We start from the raw sequence: 25,159 nt of genomic DNA on the forward strand, positions 1-25,159 counted from the left end.
ACATCCGTTGTCCAGCGGGCCGGCTGAACAGAAACGCTACGTCTTGTTTTCCGTACCGGACTTGGCTGCGGGTTCTGCGCGCCGCGGCCCGATTCGCTTGCTATAGCATGGAAATGACGGATTATTTCCCTTCGTAACGGCTCTGGCACATGGGTTGCTACTTGCCCGGGCCACCGGCCCAGGCGTCGCGCCCGTCCGCTCTCGCGGACTGCGCCCGCCGGACGGAGACGACATGCCGGGAGCGCCCCACGGGCTCCAAAACCTCTGGTCCCTCCCCCGACATGCCCTGACGCAGGCACGGAGTTCCTTGTCACCATGCCGCAACCCGGCCCCGCGCCACGCTCTCCCGCGGATTTTTCCACGGGGCGCGCAGGGCCGCGCATGCGGCATAAATCATAATAGAGAAGGGAAACGTTGTGAGTTTGAAGTCAATCGCCTTTGGCCTTTTCCCGCTCCGCAAGGGGCTCCCCCGCACAACAGGAAATAATCGGCCCGCTCAGGGCGCGCGCGCCTTCCTCGCTTTGGCCGCCGCCCTGCTCGTGGCTGTTTCCCTCGGCCTGGCCGCTCCCGCCGGCGCCGCCGAAGAAGGCGCCCCCGGCGACCCCTCCGCCCTGCCCGACAAGGGCGGCAACTGCGTGGCCCTGGTGGACAAGGCCCTGGCCTACCTCAAGGCCAACGGCCGGGAGAAGGCCCTGGCCGCCTTCAACAGCCCCGGCGGCGAGTTCGTGAAGGACGGCCTCTACGTGTTCGCCTACGACTTCTACGGCGTGAACAAGGCCCTGGCCACAAACCCCGCCCTGGTGGGCACCAACCTCATCGACGCCAAGGACGCCGAGGGCCGCGAGTTCATCAAGGACATGATCGGCCTCGTGCGCAAGGGCGGCGGCTGGTACGACTACATCTGGGAGGGCCACGAGAAGACCTCCTACGTGGTCAAGGCCGACGACAACCTCTGGATCGGCTGCGGCGAGTACAAGAACGAGGCCGTGACCCTGGTGGAGAAGGCCCTGGCCTACATCAAGGCCGTGGGCAAGGAGAAGGCCCTGGCCGAGTTCAACAAGCCCACCGGCGCGTTCGTGGACCGCGGGCTCTACATCTTCGCCTACGACTACAACGGCGTGAACAAGTCCCTGGCCACCCACCACGAGCTGGTCGGCAAGGAGCTCCTGGACATGAAGGACCCCGACGGCAAGCCCTTCATCCGGGAGATGATCGCCACCGTGAGCAAGGGCGGCGGCTGGGTGGACTACAAGTGGGACGGCTACGAGAAGTCCTCCTACGTGGTGCGGGTCGATGACGACCTCTGGATCGGTTGCGGCGAGTTCCGCCACTCGGCGGCCAAGATGTACGGCCTGTTCGGGCTGGCCATCATCCCCATCGTCTGGCTGATGATCTCGCTGGGCGTGCTCAAGATGCCCGCCCACGTGGCCACCCTGCTCTCGCTGGGCATCACCGTGGCGCTGGCGCTGGCCGCCTTCCACATGCCCCTGCTCTGGGCGCTCACGGCCACGCTCGAAGGCGCGGCGCTGGGCGTATGGCCCATAGTGCTGGTCATCGTGGCGGCGATCTTCACGTACAACATGGCCCTGCACACCAAGAGCATGGACACCATCAAGACCATGCTGGCCAACATCACCACAGACCGCCGCATCCAGGTGCTCATCCTGGCCTGGGGCTTCGGCGGCTTCCTGGAGGCCGTGGCGGGCTACGGCACGGCGGTGGCCATCCCGGCCTCCATCCTGGCGGCCCTTGGCTGCGACCCGCTGTTCGCCGCGCTCATCTGCCTGACCGCCAACACCGTGCCCACCGCCTTCGGGGCCATCGGCATCCCGGTGCTGACCCTGGCCCAGCTCACCAACCTGGACGTGAACATCCTGAGCTACCAGATCGCCCTGCAGCTCACCCTGTTCATCGTCATCATCCCCATGCTGCTGGTGGTGCTCACCACGCGCAGCCTCAAGGGCTTGAAGGGCGTGGTCGGCATCTCCCTGGCCTCGGGCGCGGCCTTCGCCATCCCCGAGATGCTCGCCGCCAGGTTCCTGGGCGCGGAGCTCCCGGCCCTGGCGGGCAGCGTGTGCAGCATGGCCGTGACCATCTTCATCGCCAAGAAGTTCTACAAGCAGGAGGGCGCCGAGGCGCAGGCCGGGCCATCCATCACCCTCAAGCAGGGCATCCTGGCCTGGCTGCCCTACATCCTGGTGCTGGCCTTCATCGTGGGCAGCAGCCCCGTGGTGGAGCCTGTGTACAAGGCCCTGGCCGCCGTGAAGACCTCGGTGACCATCTACCAGGGCAAGGGCGCCGCGCCCTTCGTGTTCAAGTGGATCGCCACCCCGGGCACGCTCATCATCATCGCCACGGTGATCGCCGGGCTGATCCAGGGCGCGAGGATTGCCGAGATCGTCTCGGTGTTCTTCATGACCGTGAAGAAGCTCTCCAAGTCGGCCTTCACGGTGCTGTGCATCGTGTCCATGTCCAAGGTGATGGCCTACAGCGGCATGATCTCGGCCATCGCCGTGGTGCTGGTGAAGGTGACGGGGCAGTTCTTCCCGATCATCTCCCCCATGATCGGCGCGCTGGGCACCTTCGTCACCGGCAGCGACACCTCGGCCAACGTGCTCTTCGGCAAGCTGCAGGTGGAGGTCGCCTCCAAGACCGGCGTGGACCCCTACTGGCTGGCTGCCGCCAACACCGCTGGCGCAACTGGCGGCAAGATGATCTCGCCCCAGAGCATCGCCGTGGCCACCGCCGCCACCGGCCTGGTGGGCTCGGAAGGCAAGATCCTGAACCAGACGCTCAAGTACTGCATCGTGTACGTGGCGTTCCTGGGCGTGTTCGTCTACCTGGGAAGCCTGTTCCTCAAGGGCTAGCAGCCCGTAACGACAATAACCGGCCGCGAAGCCCCGCTCGATGAGCGGACTCACTTCCGGAAGCCTCATCGGGGCCGCGTCCATCCGGGCGCGGCCCCTTTGCTTTTCTTCCGGTGCGCGTGGCTCCGGTGCCCCGACTGTTTTCGCAAATCCAGCAACTTCCAACGAACAGTCTGGCGGCACGATGCGGTTCGCAGCACCCAACCCGACAAATCCGGTCCGTATCTGCCGTAATGCCGTTTGGAGCATGGCCATCCGATACCGGGCCATCCGCGTTGACCTTCGCACGCATCCGTGTGAAAGGGTGGGCGAACCTTTTGTACAGGAGTCCGCTCATGAAATTTCTTGTGATGCTGCTGTTTGCGCCCCTGCTCGCCCTGGCCTTCCTGTCCCAGCCAGTGAGCGTAAGCGCCTATGGCGACGATGATTACTACCGGAACGGGAACAATTACTACAACGACCAGAACAGGTACGAACAGGAGCGCAGGCGCGAAGAGAGAGAGATGCGCCGCGAGGAGCGCAGGCTCGAGCGCGAGCGCGAGCGCGACGCCCGCAACTGGTACGACGAGCAGTGGCGTTGGCGCACGCAGCGCTATTTCGGGGGCTCCATCGCGCCCTACCCCGGCGAGAGCTACGAGTCCTTCTCCAGGCGCGCCCGTCAGCAGTGCAACGCCCAGTGGAACCGCTGCGCCAACTACTGCAACACCATACGCGACCCCTACCAGCGCGCGGCCTGCGTGGCCAACTGCAACAACGACCTCTACGAGTGCAGCGCCCAGTTCCCGCGCTAGCGTGCCCGCCCGAAACGGGCGACGCCGGATGATCCGGCGATAGCATTCCCCCTTCAGCCCCTCCCGGGGGCGAGCGCATCCAGGCGGAGGCCCCAGCGGCCTCCGCCAAGCCGCCCTCTCCGAACACCGCGCATAGACTCGCCGATACAGCCCCCTCTGGAGCGGGTTTCTGCCTCCGTCTCCTCCCGCAGGCCGACAATTTTCAACTTTCTCCCCACATAGCCCTATGTGGGGTGACGACGGCGCTTTCCTGAGTACACTGCCCGGTTCATGGAAACCGACATCACCGTGCACACGGGCTACGCGCCGCACCGCTTCCAGCGCGAGATCCACGCCGGGCTCCGGCGTTTCTCCGTGCTGGTCTGCCACCGGCGCTTCGGCAAGACCGTGCTCTGCGTCAACGCGCTCATCGACGCCGCGCACCGCGACGGCCAGCCCGCCCAGCGCCTGGCCTACGTGGCCCCCACCCTGGTGCAGGCCAAGCGCGTGGCCTGGGACTACCTCAAGCGCTACGCCCTGGCCGTGCCCGGGGCCAAGGCCAGCGAGGCGGGCCTCTGCGTGGACTTCGAGAACGGCGCGCGCATCAGCCTCTACGGGGCGGACCAGCCCGACAGCCTGCGCGGAATCTACCTCGACGGCGCGGTCCTGGACGAATACGCCGACTTCCGGCCCGAGGCCTACTCCATGGTCATCCGGCCCGCCCTCTCGGACAGGCGCGGCTTCGCCGTGTTCATCGGCACCCCGCGCGGCCACAACCACTTCCACCAGCTCTACCATAACGCCCTGCGCGACCCGGCCTGGTACGCGGCCCGCTTCCCGGCCAGCGCCACGGGCCTGATCCCAGAGGAGGAGCTGGATTCCGCCCGCTCCCAGATGAGCCAGGCCCAGTTCCGCCAGGAGTACGAGTGCGACTTCGACGTCACCGGGGAGGATTGCCTCATCCCCCTGGCCTGCGTGCTGGACGCCGTGGGCCGCAACGTGGGCTACCGGCAGAGCGGGCTGGTCATGGGCCTGGACGTGGGGCTGTCGCTGGGCGGCGACCCCTCGGCCATCGTGGTGCGCCAGGGCGGCAAGGTCCTGCACATCGACGAGTTCCGACTGGACGACTCCCTGGCCGTGGCCGGGCGCGCCCGCGAATGCTTCGAGCTGATGCGCCCCGAGGCCCTCTACGTGGACAGCGTGGGCTGGGGCGCGGGCGCGGCGCACATCCTCTCCGGCTGGGGCCTGCCCGCCGTGGCCGTGAACGTGGCCGAGGCCGCGGCCTCCTCCGAGCGCTTCAACCGCCGCCGCGACGAGCTGTGGTGGAAGGCCCGCGAATTCTTCGCCAGCCGCGCCGCCGCCATCGACGACACCGTTCCCCTGGCCCACAAGCTGGCCGCCGAACTCTCGGCCCCGCGCTACGCCTACCTGCCCAACGGCAGGATCAAGGTGGAGGGCAAGGACGAGCTGAAGCGGCGCGGCGTGCCCTCCCCCAACCTGGCCGACGCCTTCGTGCTGACCATGGCCCACGCCGACCGCTTCCAGGCGGCGGAAGAAACCTGCAACCACGCGGAAGGCCCGGAGCCTTCCCGCTTCATCTAGGAGACCCCATGCCCATGACCGACAACGATCTGCTGGCCCTGATCCAGCCCGACATGGACGCGGCCCGCGCCTACCAGGCCGAGCTTTCGGCCGAGCGCGAGAAGCACTACCGCTGGTACCGCGCCGAACCCTACGGCAACGAACGCCCCGGCTGGTCCCAGACCGTGCACCCCACCATCTTCTCGGTGGTGGAGTGGATGAAGCCCGGCCTGGTGGACGTGTTCACCGGCGAGTTCTTCACCTTCAACCCCGTGGTGCGCGGCGACAACCCCGAGGAGGCCAAACAGGCCCGCGACCGGGCCGACCGCCTGCGCCGCTACGTGCGCCACAAGCTCTTCGGACCCCTGGAAGGGGAGCAGCTCATCGAGGACTTCATCCACGACTGCCTGGTGAACCACTACGGCGTGATGAAGGTCACCCAGCGCGACGACTACGACCTGACCACCGAGCTGCTGCCCGAGATGGGCCTGGAGGAGCTGGAGGCCCTGGCCCAACAAGACACGAGCATCGTGGACATCCGGGGCGGCAAGTCCGTCACCCTGCGCGACCCGGCCACCGGCGGGGAGAGGCCCGGCCTGCGCGGGGCCAAGGCCGTGCGCCGCAAGAGCCTCTACCAGGGCTTCCACCTGGAGGTGGTGCCCCCGCGCGAGCTGTACATGCTGCCCGGCTACGCCGACCTGGCCAAGAACCCCTTCGTGGCCCACGTGGTCAGGCGCGACCTTGACTCCATCCGCCGCCAGGAGCTGGCCGGGGTCTACCGCAAGGGCAGCGCCGAGGCCCTGCGCGCCCGGGCGGACCAGCGCCGCAGCATGACCGAGACCGCCGGGGAGTACGCCACCCTGCACGAGGCGGACGGCATGACGGCCCAGGGCGGCCCGGACGCGGCGACGCGCCTGGGGACGCCCGAGGTGTTCGTCTGGGAGTGCTACCTGCGCCTGCCCGTGGATGAGACCGGGCTGCTCAAGCCCTGCATCGTCACCGTCTGCGAGGACGTGATCCTGCGCGGACCAGTGGAGAACCCCTACGGAGGCCCGCCCTTCGAGCTGGGCTACGTCTACAAGGAGCCGCACAAGCTGCTGGGGCGGCCCGTTGCCGCCGTGCTGGACCACCGCCAGCGGGTGCTCTCCAACCTGCTGCGCAACATCCAGGACCAGGCCGCCATGAGCACCTACCGGGGCTTCCTGACCACGGACGCCCGCGCCCGCAAGATCCTCTCCGGCATGGGGCCGGGCGACGTCTCCCTGGTGCCCTCCCTGGGCACCGTGCAGGAGCTGGCCCCCTCGCCCACGGACAAGTTCATCCTGGACGCCTTCCAGCTCACCCTGGAGGAGGTGGCCAAGGAGTCCGGGGTCAGCGCGGACATGCAGGGCCTGGACAGCAACTCCCTGAACCACACCGCCCTGGGCATGCAGATGCGCTTAAGCGCCGGCATGCAGCGCCAGAAGCTCTACGCCAGGCGCATCGCCCGGTCCTTCCGGCGCATCCTTGCGCGCGTGCTGGACGTGATCCGGCTCTACCCGCCCGAGGACGACCGGCGCGTGGTGGGCGCGGACGTGTTCGTCGAGCCCGGGGACCTGACCGGGGAGTACAGCGTGGCCATCGACGTGGGCGTGGGCCCGCAGGAGCGGCAGGACAGCGCCCGGCTCATGGACGAGCTGGTGCAGATGATGCTCAAGGCCGGGCTGCAACTGGGCGTGTGCGACGCCAGGGGGCTCATCAAGGCCATCAAGGCCAAGTACGAGTACCTGGACATCGACGTTTCGGAGTACCTGCGCGACGAGGCCTCCATGGACATGGTGGAGGGCCTCAAGCGCCGGGCCGACGGGCTGCTGCGCGACAACCAGGTCATGGCCAGGGCTCTGGGCAAGGGCGGCCCCGCTCCCGGGTCGCCCCTCGGAGCCGGGCCTGCTCCCGGCCCCGTTTCCGGCCCCGGAGTCGGCCCCATGCCCGGTTCCTTCCCCAGCCCCGGCCTGACGCCTCCCGGCGCCCCCCTGCCCCCCGACATGCCCTCCGGCCCCATGGGAGGCCCCCAGTGAACCGGGAGGACCTGGAGCGCCAGGCCCTCCAAGGCGAGGAGGTGGCCCGCCTGCTGGAATGCGACGCCGTGCGCGTGCTGCTGGAAGGGCAGCTCTCGGCCCGCCGGGAGGCCATCCTGGCCCTGGACCCCGGCGACGCCCCGGGCTTCACCCGGCTCAAAGCCGGGCTGGCCGCCCTGGAGGAGTTCCTGGCCGGGCTGCACAGCCTGGCCGCCGCCGGGGAGCAGGCCAGGGAACGGCTCGCTTCGGAGGCCAACGCCGGGAGAGGGAGGGTGCTGTAGGGGGGGCACGGATTGCCCAGGCAATGGCCGGGGGCCGCCCCGGCCATTGCGCGGCTTCTCCATCCGGACGCCGTCCGGCCCTCGGCGCTGACGGGCCTGGCGGCAAACCCCGCCCGGACATTCCCCCAATTCGCCGATGACTAAACACACATAACCCGTTAGGATAGCTCCGTGTACATCACAGCGCTTTGACAACCGGTTCTCCTCTTCAGAACACGAACGAGAGGACGCATGAGCGATCAGGACGAAATCCGCACTCCCCTCTCCTCGCCCCACACTCCAGCCGGGGATCCCGCGGCGCATGAATCGGCTCTCGCCGGAATCGCCTGTCCTGACCCGGCCGAACTCCTCGCCGCTGAAAGAGACCGTCTGGACGGGCTCCTGCGTCGCTCGAACAGGGCAGTTCGCGCCTACAGCGCCTGCTCCCGCCTGATCGTCAAGGCCTCGGACGAGACCCGGCTGCTGCGCGACATCTGCCGTCTCATGGTCGAGACCGCAGGATACCGGATGGCCTGGGTTGGAGTCCCTCTCAACGATCAACAGCGGAGCTTGGTCCCCATCGCCCAGGTCGGCATCGAGGACGGCTATCTGCAAAAGGCCAGAATCTCCTGGGGCGACAACGAATTCGGGCGCGGCCCCACCGGCACGGCCGCACGTACGGGCAAGCCCATCGTCTGCCAAGACATCCAGACGGACCCCAACCTGCTCCCTTGGAGGGACGAGGCCGCCCGGCGCGGGTATGCGTCCTCCATCGCGCTGCCCCTGCTGCTCAAGGACGGGCTTGTCGGAGTGCTCACAGTCTATGCGGACGAACCCGACGCGTTCGAGCACGACGAATTCGACCTGCTGGTGGAGTTGGCCGGCACCCTGGCCTTCGGCATCGACTCCCTGCGCGCCCGCGTCGCCCGCAGGAACGCCGAACAGGCCCTGCTCGACAACGAGCGCAAGCTGCGGGCCCTGTACGAGTCGCTGGAGGAAGGCTTGTGCCTGCACGAGATCGTCTACGACGATGCAGGCCGCCCGTGCGACTACACCATCATCGACGTCAATCCCAAGTACGAGAAGATTCTCGGAATCACCCGCAAGGCTGCGGCGGGGGCTTCGGCCAAGGCCCTGTACGGCGCGGGGGAGCCCCCGTACCTCGACATCTACGCCCGGGTGGCCGAAACCGGTGAACCCGTTTACTTCGAGACCTATTTCCCCCCGCTGGACCAGCACTTCAGAATATCGGCCTTCTCCCCCCAAAGGGGCCAGGTGGCCGTGCTCTTCAACGACATCTCCAAACGAAAAATGGCCGAGGAGGAGCTGAAGAGCTTGAACGAAACCCTGGAACTGCGTGTCCAGGAGCAGACCAGGGAGCTCAGGGCCGCCATGGAGGCCGCAACAGCCGCCAACAGGGCCAAGAGCGCGTTCCTGGCCAACATGAGCCACGAGATACGCACGCCCATGAACGGCATCCTCGGCATGACCCAACTGGCCCTGAAGCAGGAGCTGCCGGAGGAAGTGCGGGAGTTCCTGCTCCTGGTCCAGCGCTCGGGCCGGTCCCTGCTGGAAATCATCAACGACATCTTGGACATCTCAAGGATCGAGGCGGGCAAGGTCATCCTCGAGAACCGCCCCTTCAGCCTGCGCGAGTTGGTCGAAGCCACGCTCAAGCCCCTGGAGATCGCGGCGAGGGAGAAAGGGCTCGAGTTCCGGTGCACCGTCGATCCAGCCTTGCCGGACCTGCAGATGGGGGACGGGGGTCGGCTCCGGCAGGTACTGACCAACGTTGCGGGCAACGCCGTGAAGTTCACCGAGCGCGGATGCGTGGCCGTTTCGGTCGCCCCCGGCAAGGCCATGAACCCGCAGAGGACCGGGCTGCTGTTCGCCGTCCGGGACGACGGCATCGGCATCCCCCAGGACTGCCTCTGCTCCATCTTCGAAAATTTCGAGCAAATCGACTCCCCGCTTCACGTCAAATACGGGGGCACCGGGCTCGGGCTGGCCATCTCCAAGGGCCTCGTGGAGATGATGGGCGGCGTCATCTGGGTCGAGAGCGAGTTGGGCAAGGGCAGCACGTTCTCCTTCCTGATCGAGCTGGACCGGATCGAGGAAGCCGCGGCCGTCGGCGGCAAGGCTGCGCAGGCCAGGGGGCCCAAACCCGGCCTGAGGGTGCTTCTGGCCGAAGACGACCCCATAAACCGCCTCTACGCGACGAAAACCCTGCAGCTCTGGGGGCACCATGTCGAGGCGGTAGAGAACGGACAACAGGCCCTCGAGGCGCTGCGGGCCGCGAGCTTCGACCTGGTGCTCATGGACGCGCTCATGCCCGAGCTGGACGGCGAACAGGCCACGCGGCTCATCCGCTCCGGGCACGCGGGCGACCGGGACGTCTTCATCGTCGCCGTCACCGCCTACGCCCTTCAGGGGGACAGGGAGCGGTTCCTGGGCGCGGGCATGAACGACTACATGTCCAAACCTTTCACCCACGAGGAATTGCAGGGCGTACTGCACAGGGCCACGGCCTGGACCCGGCGGCGCTGAACGGCCCGCTCGGGGTGCCAGCCGCGTCCCCCCTCGCCAGCGTGACGCGTGCCGCCCGGCCGTGAATCGCCGCCCCACGGTTGACTTGATGTAAGAGATATGCACACATGCGACCACGGTGTTGGTCAGGAGTGCCTCTTCAGGCAATGTCCGTACAGGAAAACGGCTTGAAGGGAGAGTCTCATGCTGCGCACCGGCACAACCCCTCGCTTTGCAATCCGAGCTATCGCACTTCTTGGCCTCCTGCTCTGCTTCTGCAGCACTTCCAATGCGTCCGGCGCTCCCCTGGCGTCGGCTTACAAACGCTTCATCGCCGCCGAGAACGCCTTCTCCCTGGCCTGCGACACCACCGGCGCCGCCTGGACCTGGGGCTGGAACAACTCCGGACAGATCGGCAGAGGCGTGAATCCCGACCAGCTCGTCCCCTACAAGATTCCGGGCCTCTCCGGCGTTGTCGCCGTCGCGGCCGGTTACAGCGCCTCCATGGCAGTCACCTCCGGCGGCTCGGTCTTCGGCTGGGGCCTCAACGGCAGCGGTCAGCTCGGCACCGGCGAGACCGGCAGCCACTGGTCGCCCGTGCCCACCGGGTTCACCAACATCAAAGCCGTTTCCATGTACACCCACACCCTGGCCCTGGCCAAAGACGGCACGGTCTGGGTCAGCGGGGCCAACGGCAACGGGCAGTTGGGCCTCGGCACCACGGATAGCCGCAGCACCCCCGCGCAGATCCCCGGCCTCTCGGGCGTGCAGGCCGTGGAGGCGGGGATAGGCTTCTCCCTGGCGCTCAAGACCGACGGCACGGTCTGGGCCTGGGGCTACAACTTCGCGGGCCAGCTGGGCCTGGGCGATACAGGCGACCGCTGGTCCCCGATCCAGATTCCCGGCCTTTCGGGCGTCGTGGCCATCAGCGCCATCGGTTCGCACTGCCTGGCCCTGGACAACCAGGGCGCGGTCTGGGCCTGGGGCCTGAACGACAACGGACAACTCGGCACGGGCGACACGTCGCCCCGGTATTCGCCGGTCAAGCTGAACGGCCTGCCCCCCATGCAGGCCGTGGCCACGGGCAACTACCACTCCATGGCCCTGGCGGCCGGGGGCGTGCCCTGGGCCTGGGGCGGCAACAGCGGGGGCCAGTTGGGCACGGGCGACTACAACAACCGGACGGTGCCGGTGCAGTCGCCCCCGGGCAAGTCCGGGTATGCCACTCTGACGGCCGGGGTGGGCCACTCCTTGGCCGTGGACAACGCGGGAGGCGTGTGGGCCTGGGGCACGAACGCCCACGGCTGCTTCGGCGACGGTGGCACAAATTCGAGCCCGTCGCCCGTGCGCACACTCTCGACGCTTCGCCTGCCCTCGCCCGGCTCGACGGCGGCGTCCATGCTGCTTCTGGGCAACTGAGGCGCGTGCGTCACGCAAGCCCACATGATACGTGATCTTTACCCCGCAGCCTGGACACAGTGCGGCTTTGCGGGCATGTAACCAGCATGGCCCCACCGGATACGCCAGCCTGCCGCGCGGACAACCTGAAGCGCTGCTTCGAGCTTTGCGCGCTCATCACCTCCTCCCTGGACGTGGACGAGGTGCTTACGCGCATCATGACCACCTCGCGCCAGGCCTTGGCCGCCGAAACATGCAGCCTGCTGCTCACCGACGCCGACACCGGCGACCTGGTGTTCACCGTGGCCCAGGGCCCCGTGGCGGACAAGCTGCCCAGGGGGCACGTACTCAAGCGCGGGCAGGGCGTGGCCGGGTGGGTGCAGGTGAACGGCGTCCCCGCCCTGGTGCCGGACGCCTACGCCGACGCCCGCTTCAACCCCGAGGTGGACCGCCGCACCGGCTACCACACCCGCTCCATCCTGGCCGTGCCCCTGGCCGTGAAGGAGCGCGTCATCGGCGTGGCCGCCCTCATCAACAGGACCGACGGCCAGCCCTTCGACCTTGACGACCAGGAGGTCTTCCAGCTCATCGCGGCCCAGGCCGCCATAGCCATCGAGAACGCCCGGCTGCACCACCACCTGCTGGAGAAGCAGCGCCTGGAGTTCGACATGGCCATCGCGGCCAGCGTGCACAACGACCTCATGCCCCACGCCCCGCCCCCCACCCCCGGGTTCGACCTGGCCGGGGCGTCCATCTCCTGCGACTCCACCGGCGGCGACTACTACGACTACCTGCCGCACCCCGACCCGGGCTCGACGGGCTTCTCCCTGGCCGTGGGCGACGTGACCGGCCACGGCATCGGCGCGGCCCTGCTCATGGCCAGCGCCCGGGCCTTCATCCGGGGCCGGGCCGAGCGGGGGGAAGGCGGGCTGGCCTCCATGCTGGAGAACGTCAACGACCTGCTCTGCCGCGACACGGGCGACTCCGGCCGCTTCATGACCCTGTTCTGGCTGGCCGTGGAGCCCGCCGGAGGCGATGGGGACAACAGGGGCGGCGCGCTCAGCTACGCCAAGGCCGGGCACGACCCGGCCCTGCTCTATAATCCGGCCGATCAAAGCTTCGAGGAGCTGAACGCGCGGGGCGTGCCCCTGGGCGTGGCCCCGGGCTGGCGCTACGAGGCTGCCGCCCGCGCGGGCATGGCCCCCGGCGAGGTGCTGGTGCTGGCCACCGACGGCATCTGGGAGTGCCGAGGCGAAAACGACGACATGTACGGCAAGCAGAGGCTGCGCCAGGCCATAGCGGCGAGCGCGAGCCTGGGCGCGAAAGCAATTCTGGAAGCCGTGCTGGCTTCCGTGGCCGAATTCCGGGGCAAGCGCCCCCCCAACGACGACATGACATTAGTGGTGCTCAAGGCCCTGGCCTGAACCAAATCACTACATAATTGTCGTCATTCCTCCCTGTCGTACAATTTTGAAAGCACCCATGGCACGCCATCCAGCAAACGACCCAATGTTTCCGGCATGTTGCGCTCATCCCGCATCTGGCACGCCGGTTGCTACCTCCCTGGCGAGACCGGCGACGGTCCACATCTCCACAAGGAGGTACGCATCATGATCGACTGGATTCTCATCGGAACCCTCACGGCCGCAGTGGCCCTGCATTGGCTGTTCGAACTTCTTCCCGGCAAGGACCACGCCATGTGGTGCTCCGAACTCTCACTCGACCCGGTCCACGCGCAACGGCCCGGACGAACCCGCCACAGATGACCGCAAGCCTTGTGTTCACTCCCCTCCTTCTGACCCTCAAGGTGGCCGTGCTGGCCACCTTGGGGGCCCTCGTGCTGGGGGTGACCACGGCATACCTGGTGGGGCGGGAGCGCTTCCCCGCCCGCCCCTTGGCCGACGCCCTGGCCACCCTGCCCATGGTGCTGCCGCCCACCGTGCTGGGCTATTACATGCTGGTGCTCTTCGGCCGGCAGGGGATTCTGGGCAGGCTGCTCATCGACGTGTTCGGCCTCACCCTGCTCTTCACCTGGCAGGGGGCGGTGGTGGCCTCCTGCATTGTGGCCTTCCCCCTGGTGTTCACCACGGCGCGGGCCGCCTTCGACTCCGTGGACCCCAACCTGGTCAACGCCGCGCGCACCCTGGGGGCCACGCGCCTCTCGCTGTTCTGCCGCGTGGTGCTGCCCCTGGCCTGGCGGGGCATCCTGGCAGGGGCCATGCTGGCCTTCGCCCGGGCCATGGGCGAGTTCGGGGCCACGCTCATGATCGCGGGCAACATCCCCGGCAAGACGCAGACCCTCTCCCTGGCCGTGTACGACGCCGTGATGGCCGGGCGCGACGAACAGGCCGCCATCCTGGTGGCGGTGGTCTCCGCGGCCAGCCTCTCCATCCTCATGTTTTCGGGAACGCTGCTCAGGCCCGCCCGATGAACGTCCGGGTGGACATCGAGGCCGTCATGCGGGCCAAGGGCCGCAGCTTCCACCTGCGGGCCAGCTTCGAGTCCGAGGCCAACGCCGTGGTGCTGTTCGGCCCCTCCGGCTCGGGCAAGACGCTCACCCTGCAAGCCATCGCCGGGCTGATGCGCCCCACGGGCGGGCGCATTCAACTTGGCGGGCGCACCCTTTTCGACAGCCGCGCCGGGGCGGACCTCTCCCCCCGCGAGCGCGGCCTGGGCTACCTCTTTCAGGATTACGCGCTCTTCCCGCACATGACCGTGGCCGAGAACGTGGGCTTCGCCCTGAACCCGGGCTGGCCCGGGAGGCTGGACGCCGCCAGCAGGCAGGGCGTGCGCGACATGCTGGAGAATTTCGGCATCGGCCACCTGGCGGACGAGCGCCCAGCCCGGCTCTCCGGCGGGCAGCGCCAGCGCGCGGCCCTGGCCAGGGCCATGATGGCCCGGCCCCAGGCCCTGCTGCTGGACGAACCCTTCTCCGCCCTGGACCCGCTGCTGCGCGTGCGTATGCGCCGCGAGCTGGCGGACACGTTGGAGCGTTTCGGCATCCCTGCCCTGCTCATCACCCACGACCCCGACGACGTGGCCGCCTTCGCCAAGACGCTGGTGGTCTACCACCAGGGTCAGGTGGTGGAACAACTGGAGCTGGGCGACGAGGATGAGCGCAAGCGCCGCCTGCCCGAAGTCATCGCCCTGCTGGAATCGCTCGACGGCTGCTAGCCTCGGCCCCCACTCCCCTCACGACAGACGCGAAGCAAGAAGGGATTCCAAAGGGAGGAACTCCCTTTGGCCGCCGGAGGCTTTTTCTCCTCCTGGCCTGCCGGGTTTGAAGATGCCTCCGGCGGGCAAAGAGGGCTCCGCCCTCTCCGCACTCTCCCGCCAAAGGGCCTTCGGCCCTCTGGACTCCCTTTCCGCTTCGCGCCCCGGACGCAAGCATCCGCAAGCCGCGAAACGTCGGCAGGGTCCGAGCCCTCCCGGGCGGGAAGCCGGAGGATGTTCTTCAAATACATCCCCGGTTTCCCGCCCGGGAGGGCTCGGACCCTGCGTGAAGAGAGCGATCTTCCGGCAGAGACGGACTATTTCCCGGCCAGCTCCCGCAGGGCGTCCAGCACTTCCTTGGCGTGCCCCTTGCTGGAGGCCTTGGGCCAGCGCCGGGCCACCTTTCCGTCCGGCCCGACGAGCACCGTGGAGCGGATCACCCCCTCGCACTCCTTGCCGCAGACCTTCTTGGCGCCCCAGCCGCCCAGGGCCTTGATGGCCTCAAGCGACGGGTCGGAGAGCAGGGGCACGCCCAGCCCGTTCTTGCCCATGAAGTTGCGGTGGGCCTTGATGGAATCGCGCGAGATGCCCCAGACCACGGCGCCGAGCTTTTCGAACTCGCCCGCCAGGGCCGTGAACTCCTGAGCCTCCACGGTGCAACCGGGGGTGGAGTCCTTGGGGTAGATGTAGGCCACCACCCACTTCCCGGCCATGTCGGCCAGGCTCAGGCGCATCTCGTCCTGGGTGGGCAGCAGCGCGTCCAGCTCGATCTTCGGCGCAGGCGCGCCCGCTTCCAGACTGCTCATGACGTTTTCTCCTCGTGGTTGCGCGGCCGCGCCGGCTGGGTCTTCCATTCCGCGCGGCCTGACGCTATGATGGCTGAGATGTTTGAGAGTCTCCAAAATTTCGGCGACCAGTACAAGGTCGTATTCGGGCTCATCCTGGCTACGTCGCTGGCGATGTCCGCCCTGCTGTACCTGCTGCGCGGCAGGACCCTGGCCCGCTCCCCGCGCAAGGACCACCGTTTCGCCCCGGAAATCTTCTCCCTCTTCGCCTCCATGTACGCGTTCTTCCTCGGTTTCTCCATCGTGACGCTCTGGTCGAACTACACCGCGACCAAAAGCTGCGTGGTGCAGGAGGCCGGGGCCCTGCTCACCACCTACCGCCTCTCCCAGACGCTGGACGGCTCCGGCGCGTTCCAGTCCCGGCTGATGGCCTACGCCAGGAGCGTGGTGGACGACGAATGGAAGACCATGAACGCCACCGACAACATGAGCCTGCACGCATCCGAACAGCTTTCCGAGTCCTGGAGGGAGTTCATCGCCATGAAACCCGCGGACAAGGGGGACATGTCCCTCTACACCTCCGTGGGCACCTCCCTGACCGAGGTCAGCCGCAACCGGCAGCTGCGCGAACAGGCCCTGCAGGGCAACCTGTACGCGCCCATCTGGGTGATCCTGATTTTCGGGGCGCTGGCCGTGCTCCTGGGCCTGTTCCTGAGCAACCCGGAACAGACCAAGTCCCAGGTGTGCATGGAGGTGATCGTGGTCTTCCTGATCCTCTCCTGCCTGTTTTTCATTCAGGATATCGACACGCCCTTCTCCGGGATCATCACCATCTCCTCCAGATCCTTCACGGATGCCCACGCCGCCATGCTCACCCTCGCGGGGGCCGCGCCGTGAGGAGCCTCGACCGCAGTTTCCTGCGCCACGCCGGAGCCATGCCAGCGTACGACATGTTCAAGATGCAGCGCCTGGCCAGACACCAGGACATCCCCACCGAAAAACAGGCCGAAATGCCGGACAACATGCTTACGTCCATGCGAACAAGCGATATGTCAGGAGTATTGGGGACGGACCTGCCCGACGCCGTCCTGGAGAGAGGCAGACAGGCCGCCGCCGCAGGCACGGACGCTCCCGACGCCGTACTGGAGCGGGGCAGGCAGGCGGCCGCCAGCGGCGCGGACAACCCCGACGCCATCCTGGCCCGGGGCCGACAGGCCGCCCCTGAGCAGAACGGCGGGCGCGTGGTCTCGGAAAGGGCCTGACGGAGGTCTAGCCCGCTGAAGGCGTGAACAGCCCGCCCTCGGGCATGGGCTTTCCGGCCTGGCGCATGGCCTCGGCGGCCAGGGCCTCGATGGCCTTGCGGCCCTCCTGCCCCACATCCATGCTGAAGGGCGTGACGAAGGTGGCGATGTGCGCCGCGGTGACCTCCGGCGAGAGCTCCTGCGCGTTCTCGGCCACGAAGGCCGCGCAGTCCTTCGGATTCTCCCAGGCGTGGGCCAGGCTGGCCTTGATGGCGGCCTCCACCAGGGCCACGGCCTGTGGCTCCAGGTCGCGCCGCACGGCGATGACGCCCAGGGGCAGCGGCAGGCCGTAAGCCTTCTCCCACCACTCGCCGAAATCCATCACCAGCTTGAGCCCCAGGTCCGCGTAGGTGAAGCGGCCCTCGTGGATTACCACGCCCGCGTCCACCTCGCCCCGGGCCACGGCGGGCATCACCTCGTCGTAGCGCAGCTGCGCGCGCCGGCCCGGCACCCCGGCCAGCGAGGCCAAGAGCGCCGCCGTGGTCCGCGCCCCGGGCAGGGCCAGCGTCGTGAACGGCTGGTCAGGATCGCGGTCCGCGCGCGCCACCAGCAGGGGGCCGCAGCCGCGCCCCAGCGCGCCGCCGCAGGGCAGCAGCCGGTAGTGCGGGGCCGCGTCAGGGATGGCCGCCAGCGAGATCTTCACCACGTCCAGCTCGCCGCGCGCGGCCAGGCCGTTCAATTCCTCCACGTCGGCCATGACCAGCCGCGAGAGGCGAAACCCCGGCTCTCTGGGTGCGAGGCCGTGGATGAGCGCATGGAAGATGAACGTGTCGTTGGGGCACGGCGAGATGCCCAGACTCAGTTGACGAAGGGGGGCTTGGGGGGTATCGGTGACCACCTGGTCATCATAGATCGGAACACCCATGGACGCAAGCGACACCTTCCGCAACATCCCCCCCGACAAACAGCGGCGCGTGCTGGAGGAGGCCTCCAGCGAGTTCGCCCGCCACGGCTTCCTGGGGGCCAGCATGAACCGCCTGGCGGCCCGGCTGGGCATCGCCAAGGGCTCAATATTCAAGTATTTCGGCAACAAGGAAGGGCTGTTCGCCCAGGTGTTCACCGGCTCGGTGGATCTGCTCTCCGGCTCCCTGCGCCAAGCCCGCGACGAGACCGCCGGGCTCCCCCTGGCCGAACGGCTGGAGCGCGTGCTGCTGGTGGGCGCGCAATTTGCCCGAAGCCACCCCAATATCTACCGCATCTACCTGAAAATGCTCTTCAATGAGGACTTCCCCCTGCGCGAGCGCCTGCTGGCGCAGGTGCGCGCCCTCTCGGCGCGCTTCCTCACCCCCATCATCGAGCAGGCCAAGGCCTCGGGCGAGCTGCCCCAAAGCCTGGACGTGCCCCTGGCCGTGTTCATGGCCGACGCCGTGCTGGAGCGCTTCGTGCAGCTCCAGGCCGCGCCCGCCATGGACGCCGGACCGCAGATCGGCCCGACCTTCGGGCTGGACGACCCTGAAACGTCGCGCCTGACAGCCGCGAGGCTGGCCAGGATGCTGGCTGGAGGTTTCACCGTTGGATAGACGCCACATCGAATCGCTCGGGCTCGGCCCGGTGCTTGACAAGGTGCTCGCCGCGAAGCGCCTGAGCCTGGACGAGGGCCAGGCCCTCTACGACTGCCCCGACCCGCATGTATTGGCCGCCCTGGCCATGCACGTGCGCACCCGCCTGCACGGCGACACGGCGCGCTACGTGATAAACCGCCACGTGAACCCCACCAACGTCTGCGTGAACCGCTGCCGTTTCTGCGCCTACCGGCGCGACCCCGGGCAGGAGGGTGCCTACGTGCTCACGGCGGACGACGCCCTGGCCAAGCTGGCCGCGGCCGGCCCGCTGGACGAGATCCACATCGTGGGCGGCTGCCACCCGGAGCTGGGCCTGCCCTACTACGAGGACCTTGCGGCCCGCGTGCGCGCCGCTTATCCGAAAGCTTCCATCAAGGCCCTCACCGCCGTGGAGATCGACCACATCGCCACCATGGCCGGGCTTGACGCCTCCGAGGTGCTCGTGCGCCTGAAAGCCGCGGGGGTGGACATGCTCCCCGGCGGCGGCGCGGAGATTTTCGCCAGCGGCCCGCGCAAGGCGCTCTGCCCCGAGAAGATCGGGGGCGAGCGCTGGCTTGCGGTCATGGGCCTGGCCCACAAGGCCGGGCTGCGCTCCAACGCCACCATGCTCTTCGGGCACCTGGAGTCCACCCGGGACCGCCTCGAGCACATGGACGCCCTGCGCCGCCAGCAGGACGCCTCTGGCGGCTTCGTCTGCTTCATCCCCCTGCCCTACCTGCCCGGCAACAACCCCCTGGGCGCCGAAGCCAGCGGCCCCTCGGCCATGGACGTGCTGCGCACCATGGCCGTAGCCCGGCTCATGCTGGACAACTTCGCCCACATCAAGGCCTACTGGGTCATGCTCGGGCTCAAGCTCTCGCAGCTGTGCCTCTCCTGGGGCGCGGACGACCTGGACGGCACCGTGGTGGAGGAACGCATCGGCCACGACGCGGGCAGCGACTCCGCCCAGGCCCTGACCACCGCCGAACTGGAGGAGGCCATCCGCCAAAGCGGCTTCACACCCATGCGCCGCGACGGCCTCTTCAGGGAGCAGAGCAATGTCTGAGATGTTTGATTCCGAGAATGTCCTGGCCGTTGCCGAGGCCGTGCGCGCAGGCGAGCGCCTGAGCGCCGACCAGGCCCTGCTTCTGGCCCGGGAGGCCACCCTGCCCACACTCGGCAGCCTGGCCCACGCCGTGCGCCTGCGCCTGCACCCCGAGCCCGTGGTGACCTACGTGGTGGACCGCAACATCAACTCCACCAACATCTGCCAGTGCGGCTGCCGCTTCTGCGCCTTCTTCAAGGCCCCGGGCGTGCCCGGCGGCTACGTGCTGACCCGCGACGAGCTGTCCGAGAAGATCGAGCAGACCCTGGCCCTGGGCGGCAGGCAGATCCTCCTGCAGGGCGGCCACAACCCGGAGATGGGCCTGGTCTACTACGAATCCCTGCTGCGCTTCATCCGCGCCAAGTACCCGCAGATCCACATCCACGCCTTCTCGCCCCCGGAGATCGTCTACTTCGCCTACATGTCCGACATCTCCGCGGCCGAGGTCATCTCCCGGCTGCGCGAGGCCGGGCTGGCCTCCATCCCCGGCGGCGGCGCGGAGATCCTCTCGGACCGCGTGCGCTCCCTGGTGGCCCCGGCCAAGTGCTCCACGGCCCAGTGGCTCGACGTCATGCGCCAGGCCCACCTGCAGGGGCTGCGCACCACGGCCACCATGATGTTCGGCCACGTGGAGACCTGGGAGGAGCGCATCGGCCACATGACCGCCCTGCGCGAACTGCAGGACGAGACGCGCGGCTTCACGGCCTTCATCCCCTGGGGCTTCCAGCCCGACAACACGGCCCTGGGCGGCAGGAAGTGCTCCCCGCAGGAATACCTGCGCGTGCTGACCATCTCGCGCCTGGTGCTGGACAACATCCCGAACCTCCAGGCCTCCTGGGTGACCATGGGCCGCGAGATCGCCCAGGCCTCGCTCTGGCACGGCGCCAACGACTTCGGCTCCACCATGATCGAAGAGAACGTGGTGGCCGCCGCCGGGGTGCGCTTCCGCATGGACGAGGCCGGGGTGCGCGAGGCCATCGCGGCCGCCGGGTTCGCGCCGCTGCGCCGGTCCATGGACTACTCCCCCTTCGAGGATCAAGCATCGTGCGCGTAGGCCGCATCAGCTACCTGAACGTGCTGCCCATCTACCTGCCCCTGGAGGCGGGCTGGATGGAGCACGGCTTCGAGTTCGTGCAAGGCCCCCCCGCCACGCTGAACGAGCTGGCCCGGGCGGGCGGGCTGGACATCTCCTCCTGCTCCTCGGTGGAGTACGCCCGCAACCCGGAGCGCTACCTGCTCCTGCCGGACCTGGCCATCGGCAGCAAGGGGCCGGTGAAGAGCGTGCTGCTGCTCTCCCGCGTGGCCCCGGAGGCCCTGGGGGACACATCCGTGCTGGTCACGGCGGAGACGCACACCTCGGCGGTGCTCCTGCGCATCGCGCTCAGCGACGTGTACGGCATCCGCCCGGAGTTCGTGGCCGCGCCCGGCTCCATCCGGGAGTCGCTGGACGCGGGCGCGACGCCGCAGGCGGTGCTGGCCATCGGGGACGAGGCGCTCAGCCTGCGCTCCGACGAGCGCTTCCCCCACCAGATCGACCTGGGCGAGCTCTGGCGCGACTGGACCGGCCTGCCCTTCGTGTTCGGGGTCTGGGTGGCCAGGCGCGAATCCTGGAATGCGGACCGCGCCGGGATGCTGGCCGCCGCCGGCCTGCTGCGCCGCTCCAAGGAGGCCGGGGTGGCCGCCATCGACAAGGTGGTGGAGCTGGCCGGGCTGGCCCACACCCGCATGACCCGGCCCCAGCTGCGCAACTACTTCGACCACCTGAGCTACGAGCTGGGCGCGCCCGAGCAGGAGGGCCTGAGCCGTTTCTTCGCCAGCATGGCCGAGCATGGGGTCATTCCCAAGGCTCCCAGGCTGGAAATCCTGGGCTGACGGCGACCTGCGGGCTTGCTTCGTCCGGCGAAGGAACGTACACCGAAGGCCATCCGAATTCCCAGGAGCCCCCGGAAATGCACCGCTTCCTCCGCAGCCTCGCCCTGGCCCTCTGCCTCGTTCCCGCACTGGCGTCCGCCGCCCTGGCCACTGAAGTGGTCATGAGCGGCGACGTGCGCACCTACGGCGCGTTCTGGAGCCACCCCCAGTACACCGGCTGGAACTACAACGGCACCCGCACCCAGGACCCCTTCACCGTGTTCGAGCGCGTGCGCGTGCGCACGGACTTCATCGCCAACGAGGGCCTGAAGTTCCGCCTCTCCTGGAAGAGCGGCGACATCCCCTGGGGCGCGAGCACCTTCACGGTGGACAACCCCACCAGCGTCTTCAAGATCTACCAGGCCTACCTGCAGTTCCGCTGGCCCGGCTCCAACGTCGAGTTCACCATCGGCCAGCAGGACATGGAGCTGCCCACCTCGGCGGGCTGGCTGGACGCCAACCCCGTGTTCGGCGGCACCCGCACCACGGCGGCCATGGTCAGGATCCCCGTATCGGAGCAGTTCTCCGTGGTTGGCGGCTTCACCCGGCTGCTGGACGCCAACAAGGATTTCGACCTCACCACCACCCAGGTGCCCGACGAGCTTGACGGCTACATCCTGACCCTGCCCGTCACCCTGGAGGGCTTCCAGACCACGCCCTGGGCCATGCTGGCCGTGGCCGGGCGCAACGCGGGCTACGGCTCCGTGCAAGTGGGCAACGGCGGCTACTCCAACGAGACCCTGGCCACCAACCTGCTCTCAGCCGCGTCCATGGGCACGGCGGCCACCTGGCGCAACTCGCAAAACGCCTACTGGTGGGTGGGCTCCACCTTCGCGCTCACCGCGCTGGACCCGTTCAAGTTCTACGCCGACGTGATCTACGGCTCCGGCAACGACACCGACCGCGCCCGGTTCAAGCGCCACGGGTGGTTCGTGGACGTGGCCGCCGAGTACACCGGGTTCGAGAGCCTGACCCCGCAGCTCACCCTCTGGTACTCCCCTGGCGAAGACTCTTCCGCGCGCAACGGCTCGGAAAGGCTGCCCTCCATCGTGGACTACTGGTGCCCGTCCAACTCCTTCCTGTTCGACGGCGACCAGCCCTTCAACAACGAGTTCATGAACATCAACCCGGTGGGGGCGTACGGCTTCGTGGCCGCCCTGGACAAGATCTCCTTCATGCAGAGCCTCACCCACAGGATCACCGTGAGCTACGCCCACGGCACAAACAGCCCGGCAGCCCTGCGCGCCGCCAACGCCACCCAGGGCACGGGCAACTACGTGCAGATGGGCCGCGACCTGAGCGACAAAGAGTACGCGGTGGGCGTGAGTTTGGACAACCAGTACGACATCTACCAGAACCTGGCCCTGATCCTGGACATGGGCTGGTCCCACGGGAGCTTCCAGACCTCGGTCTGGGGCCACCGCTTCACCGAGGCGGCCCGGCAAGGCGACGCTTTTAAGCTCATGACCGGGCTCAAATACAAGTTCTAGCGGCAGCGCCGCGAGCCGCACATCAGAAAGGGCCTCCGGAGCGATCCGGAGGCCCTTTTTGCGTTGTCATCCGACCGCAAGGGGGTCAGCGCGCAATGCCCACCTTCTTGGCCGCTTCGAGCATGTTGGCCTTGGGGTGTGCGGTGCAGTAGTTCAGGAACTTGTCCGTGAATATGTCCAAATTCTTCCAGTTGAGCACGTTGTCCCCGCTGACGCCGCTCAGGTAGCCGTCCAACCACATGAGGATGAAGCCGGCCGTCTCGGCGTCGGATGTGGAGACCTCCTGCAGAAACTCCGAGCAGGTGTAGCTCCCGAAGTCGATATTCTGCGGCTGCGCGCCCTTCTTGGCCATGACCGGCACGGCCATCAGACAGATCACAACGGCACCGAACAAAAATGACCTCATGACCACCTTCCCTTTGGTTTCCGGTTGTTCCATGCAGACGAAGGGCATGTGAGCCCCGCGGCAAACAATTGGCGAGCCGCCCTACCCAATATCCGCTACGGCATTACCACGGGGCCGTCCACATGCGCCCCCCGGGGCGTGAAACTTCCTTGCACACCTTGGCCAACGCCAGCCCGTATCCGGCGATCCCTCGGGACGAGGCGCGGCCGCGCCCAGGGCCGCCGCCCAGCCTCGGCCTGGCGGGGCGGGGGCGGCCCCCCCCCCCCCCCCCCCCCCCCCGGGGGGGGGGGGGGGGCGGGCCCCCCCCCCGCCGCCAGAAATCCCGGCCAGATATTTTTTCACGCCCGCAGCTTGACATTTGTTATACCTGTGACATTTTACGTCACATGAGCTACGTAAACTTCCGCTGGTACTTTTTCTCCTTCACGCTCTCGGCCCGCAGCCAGACCGCCCGAATGCGCGTCTGGCGGCGTCTCAACTCAATGGGGGCGGTTCTGGTCAAGAACGCCTTCTACGCCCTGCCCGCCAGCCCCAGGCACCACGAGCAGCTGACCTGGCTGGTCAAGGAGGTGGAGGGCCTGGGCGGCGAAGCCCTCTTCCTGGAAACGGCCCCGCCCTCCAACATGACGGGTGCGCAGCTTGCCCGGCTGTTCACCCAGGCCCGCGACGCGGACTGGGCCGCCCTGGAGCGCGAACTGACGGCCCTGCTGGACTCGGCCCGCGACGACACGCCCGACGCCGAGCCGGGATCTGGCAGGGAGGCCTGCAAGGCCGGGCTCAAGCGCATCGAGAAACGCATCGAGGCCCTCGCGGGCATCGACTTCTTCCCGGGCGGGCGCGGGGAGCGCGTGCGCGCTCTGGCCGCCGAAGGCGAAGCCCTGTGCTCGGGCAAGCGCTCGGGAGGCGAGGCGTGCATCATTCCCGTTCTCGACCCTGCCGACTGGGGCGGCAAGACCTGGCTGACCCGGGAGGACCCCTACATCGACCGCCTGGCCTCCTTCTGGCTGGTCCGCCGCTTCGTCGACCCCGAGGCCGCCATCGAGTTCGCGCCTGCCGATTCGGCCCCCGAGGCCAAGCCCGGCGTGGTCCGCTTCGACATGGCCGAGGCCGAGTTCACCCACGTGGGCCGCATGACGACTTTCGAAGTGCTCTGCGCCTCCTTCCGGCTGGAGCGCGCGCTGCCCTTGCGGCTGCGCGACATCATCCACGCCATCGACATGGACGAAACAGACGCGGGACCGCCCGAGGCCCCCGGAGTGAAGCTCGCCCTGGACGGCATCGTGAGCCTCCACCCGGACAGCCTGCGACGCACGGAACAGGCCATGCTGTTCTTCGACGCCCTGCTGGCGGCCTGCAAAACCCCAAATGGAGAAACATCATGAAAGATACCGCCATCCAAGTCGCCAACCTGATGGCCGCCTCGGCCCGCACCGCCCCCAAGGCGGGCGGCAAGGACTTCCTGGAGATCGCCGTGATAAGCCGCGAGGAGGACCTGCAGCGCATCGCCCAGGCCATGCGCGACTACGCCCCCAAGAGCAGCAACGAGGCCTACTGGCTGCGCGACGCCGGGAACATCGCCAACTGCCAGGCCCTGGTGCTGGTGGGGCTGGCGGGCTCCCCCACCGCCGGATACGACTGCGGGGCCTGCGGCCACGCCACCTGCAAGGATTTCGCCCAGACCCGCGCCACCTCGGAGACGCCCATGGGCTACTCCGGCCCGCACTGCGTCATGCGCATGATGGACATCGGCTGCGCCCTGGCCTCCGCCGCCAAGACCGCCTCCCTGCTCAACCTGGACAACCGCGTGCAGCAGCGCGTGGGCGCGGCGGCCCGGGCCCTGGGCTTCATCGAGGCCAGCGTCGTCATGGGCATCCCCGTTGGCTTCCACGGCAAGTCCATCTACTTCGACCGCTCCGCGCCCAAACACTAGGAGCGGCCACAAGGCACA

At 68.1% G+C, this 25,159-nt stretch carries 23 protein-coding genes; 20 read left to right on the forward strand and 3 right to left on the reverse strand.

Features of this window, described 5'->3' with window-relative positions:
- The first annotated feature begins 539 nt into the window (after positions 1 to 539).
- The 11 genes from MLE27_RS08785 to MLE27_RS08835 all read left to right on the forward strand — a co-directional run bounded on the left by MLE27_RS08785 (position 540) and on the right by MLE27_RS08835 (position 14,633).
- Positions 540 to 2,867 carry a lactate permease LctP family transporter gene (locus MLE27_RS08785; RefSeq protein ID WP_243311690.1) on the forward strand — a complete coding sequence of 776 codons (2,328 nt, stop codon included), beginning with the start codon at positions 540 to 542 and terminating at the stop codon, positions 2,865 to 2,867.
- 335 nt (positions 2,868 to 3,202) lie between these two features.
- Positions 3,203 to 3,658 (forward strand): hypothetical protein, encoded by a 456-nt coding sequence (locus MLE27_RS08790; protein ID WP_243311691.1) that lies wholly within the window; start codon positions 3,203 to 3,205, stop codon positions 3,656 to 3,658.
- A 270-nt stretch (positions 3,659 to 3,928) separates the two neighbouring features.
- A complete protein-coding gene (locus tag MLE27_RS08795) occupies positions 3,929 to 5,239 on the forward strand; it encodes a terminase large subunit domain-containing protein (RefSeq protein WP_243311692.1) in 1,311 nt (436 codons plus the stop codon).
- 8 nt (positions 5,240 to 5,247) lie between these two features.
- On the forward strand, positions 5,248 to 7,275 hold the full coding sequence (locus MLE27_RS08800; protein WP_243311739.1) for a portal protein: 2,028 nt from the start codon (positions 5,248 to 5,250) through the stop codon (positions 7,273 to 7,275).
- Positions 7,272 to 7,556, forward strand: coding sequence for a hypothetical protein (locus tag MLE27_RS08805; RefSeq protein WP_243311693.1), 285 nt, complete (start codon positions 7,272 to 7,274; stop codon positions 7,554 to 7,556). The genes MLE27_RS08800 and MLE27_RS08805 overlap by 4 nt, the downstream gene beginning before the upstream one ends.
- Positions 7,557 to 7,787: 231 nt before the next feature.
- Complete coding sequence (locus tag MLE27_RS08810) at positions 7,788 to 10,082, forward strand: ATP-binding protein (RefSeq protein WP_243311694.1); 2,295 nt, start codon at positions 7,788 to 7,790, stop codon at positions 10,080 to 10,082.
- A 183-nt stretch (positions 10,083 to 10,265) separates the two neighbouring features.
- Positions 10,266 to 11,480, forward strand: coding sequence for an RCC1 domain-containing protein (locus tag MLE27_RS08815; protein ID WP_243311695.1), 1,215 nt, complete (start codon positions 10,266 to 10,268; stop codon positions 11,478 to 11,480).
- Positions 11,481 to 11,566: 86 nt separating this feature from the next.
- Positions 11,567 to 12,883: a PP2C family protein-serine/threonine phosphatase gene (locus tag MLE27_RS08820; protein ID WP_243311696.1), complete on the forward strand. Its 1,317-nt coding sequence runs from the start codon at positions 11,567 to 11,569 to the stop codon at positions 12,881 to 12,883.
- Positions 12,884 to 13,069: 186 nt separating this feature from the next.
- The gene (locus MLE27_RS08825) at positions 13,070 to 13,225 is read left to right on the forward strand and encodes a hypothetical protein (protein WP_243311697.1); all 156 of its coding nucleotides are present in this window, start codon (positions 13,070 to 13,072) and stop codon (positions 13,223 to 13,225) included.
- Positions 13,222 to 13,890, forward strand: coding sequence for a molybdate ABC transporter permease subunit (gene modB, locus MLE27_RS08830; RefSeq protein WP_243311698.1), 669 nt, complete (start codon positions 13,222 to 13,224; stop codon positions 13,888 to 13,890). Before MLE27_RS08825 ends, modB begins: the two co-directional genes overlap by 4 nt.
- Positions 13,887 to 14,633 (forward strand): ATP-binding cassette domain-containing protein, encoded by a 747-nt coding sequence (locus tag MLE27_RS08835; protein ID WP_243311699.1) that lies wholly within the window; start codon positions 13,887 to 13,889, stop codon positions 14,631 to 14,633. Before modB ends, MLE27_RS08835 begins: the two co-directional genes overlap by 4 nt.
- A gap of 356 nt (positions 14,634 to 14,989) precedes the next feature.
- Here the strand turns inward: MLE27_RS08835 and MLE27_RS08840 are convergent, their stop codons facing one another.
- Positions 14,990 to 15,478 (reverse strand): peroxiredoxin, encoded by a 489-nt coding sequence (locus MLE27_RS08840; RefSeq protein ID WP_243311700.1) that lies wholly within the window; start codon positions 15,476 to 15,478, stop codon positions 14,990 to 14,992.
- Between the two features lie 78 nt (positions 15,479 to 15,556).
- Between MLE27_RS08840 and MLE27_RS08845 the strand changes: the two genes are divergently transcribed.
- A complete protein-coding gene (locus tag MLE27_RS08845; protein WP_243311701.1) occupies positions 15,557 to 16,354 on the forward strand; it encodes a bestrophin-like domain in 798 nt (265 codons plus the stop codon).
- Complete coding sequence (locus MLE27_RS08850; protein WP_243311702.1) at positions 16,351 to 16,719, forward strand: hypothetical protein; 369 nt, start codon at positions 16,351 to 16,353, stop codon at positions 16,717 to 16,719. Before MLE27_RS08845 ends, MLE27_RS08850 begins: the two co-directional genes overlap by 4 nt.
- A gap of 7 nt (positions 16,720 to 16,726) precedes the next feature.
- Here MLE27_RS08850 and MLE27_RS08855 read toward each other — a convergent pair whose 3' ends face one another.
- Entirely contained in the window at positions 16,727 to 17,623 is an 897-nt protein-coding gene (locus MLE27_RS08855) for a 1,4-dihydroxy-6-naphtoate synthase (protein WP_243311703.1), read from the reverse strand.
- Between MLE27_RS08855 and MLE27_RS08860 the strand changes: the two genes are divergently transcribed.
- The 5 genes from MLE27_RS08860 to MLE27_RS08880 all read left to right on the forward strand — a co-directional run bounded on the left by MLE27_RS08860 (position 17,622) and on the right by MLE27_RS08880 (position 22,805).
- Complete coding sequence (locus tag MLE27_RS08860; protein WP_243311704.1) at positions 17,622 to 18,278, forward strand: TetR/AcrR family transcriptional regulator; 657 nt, start codon at positions 17,622 to 17,624, stop codon at positions 18,276 to 18,278. The genes MLE27_RS08855 and MLE27_RS08860 overlap by 2 nt on opposite strands.
- Positions 18,271 to 19,365, forward strand: a complete 1,095-nt coding sequence (mqnE, locus tag MLE27_RS08865; RefSeq protein ID WP_243311705.1) for an aminofutalosine synthase MqnE — start codon at positions 18,271 to 18,273, stop codon at positions 19,363 to 19,365. Before MLE27_RS08860 ends, mqnE begins: the two co-directional genes overlap by 8 nt.
- Complete coding sequence (gene mqnC, locus MLE27_RS08870) at positions 19,358 to 20,458, forward strand: cyclic dehypoxanthinyl futalosine synthase (protein WP_243311706.1); 1,101 nt, start codon at positions 19,358 to 19,360, stop codon at positions 20,456 to 20,458. Before mqnE ends, mqnC begins: the two co-directional genes overlap by 8 nt.
- A complete protein-coding gene (locus MLE27_RS08875) occupies positions 20,449 to 21,276 on the forward strand; it encodes a menaquinone biosynthetic enzyme MqnA/MqnD family protein (RefSeq protein WP_341482517.1) in 828 nt (275 codons plus the stop codon). Before mqnC ends, MLE27_RS08875 begins: the two co-directional genes overlap by 10 nt.
- A gap of 77 nt (positions 21,277 to 21,353) precedes the next feature.
- Positions 21,354 to 22,805 carry an outer membrane homotrimeric porin gene (locus MLE27_RS08880; protein ID WP_243311707.1) on the forward strand — a complete coding sequence of 484 codons (1,452 nt, stop codon included), beginning with the start codon at positions 21,354 to 21,356 and terminating at the stop codon, positions 22,803 to 22,805.
- A gap of 85 nt (positions 22,806 to 22,890) precedes the next feature.
- Here the strand turns inward: MLE27_RS08880 and MLE27_RS08885 are convergent, their stop codons facing one another.
- Positions 22,891 to 23,199: an HdeA/HdeB family chaperone gene (locus MLE27_RS08885; RefSeq protein WP_243311708.1), complete on the reverse strand. Its 309-nt coding sequence runs from the start codon at positions 23,197 to 23,199 to the stop codon at positions 22,891 to 22,893.
- A gap of 398 nt (positions 23,200 to 23,597) precedes the next feature.
- On the opposite strand from MLE27_RS08885, the gene MLE27_RS08890 reads away from it, so the two are divergent.
- Positions 23,598 to 24,593, forward strand: coding sequence for a chromate resistance protein ChrB domain-containing protein (locus MLE27_RS08890; RefSeq protein ID WP_243311709.1), 996 nt, complete (start codon positions 23,598 to 23,600; stop codon positions 24,591 to 24,593).
- Positions 24,590 to 25,141, forward strand: a complete 552-nt coding sequence (locus MLE27_RS08895; RefSeq protein ID WP_243311710.1) for a ferredoxin domain-containing protein — start codon at positions 24,590 to 24,592, stop codon at positions 25,139 to 25,141. Before MLE27_RS08890 ends, MLE27_RS08895 begins: the two co-directional genes overlap by 4 nt.
- The last annotated feature ends 18 nt before the right edge of the window (positions 25,142 to 25,159 follow it).

It is taken from the genome of Fundidesulfovibrio agrisoli (assembly GCF_022808715.1).
In the GTDB taxonomy this organism is placed as follows: Bacteria; Desulfobacterota; Desulfovibrionia; order Desulfovibrionales; family Desulfovibrionaceae; genus Fundidesulfovibrio; species Fundidesulfovibrio agrisoli.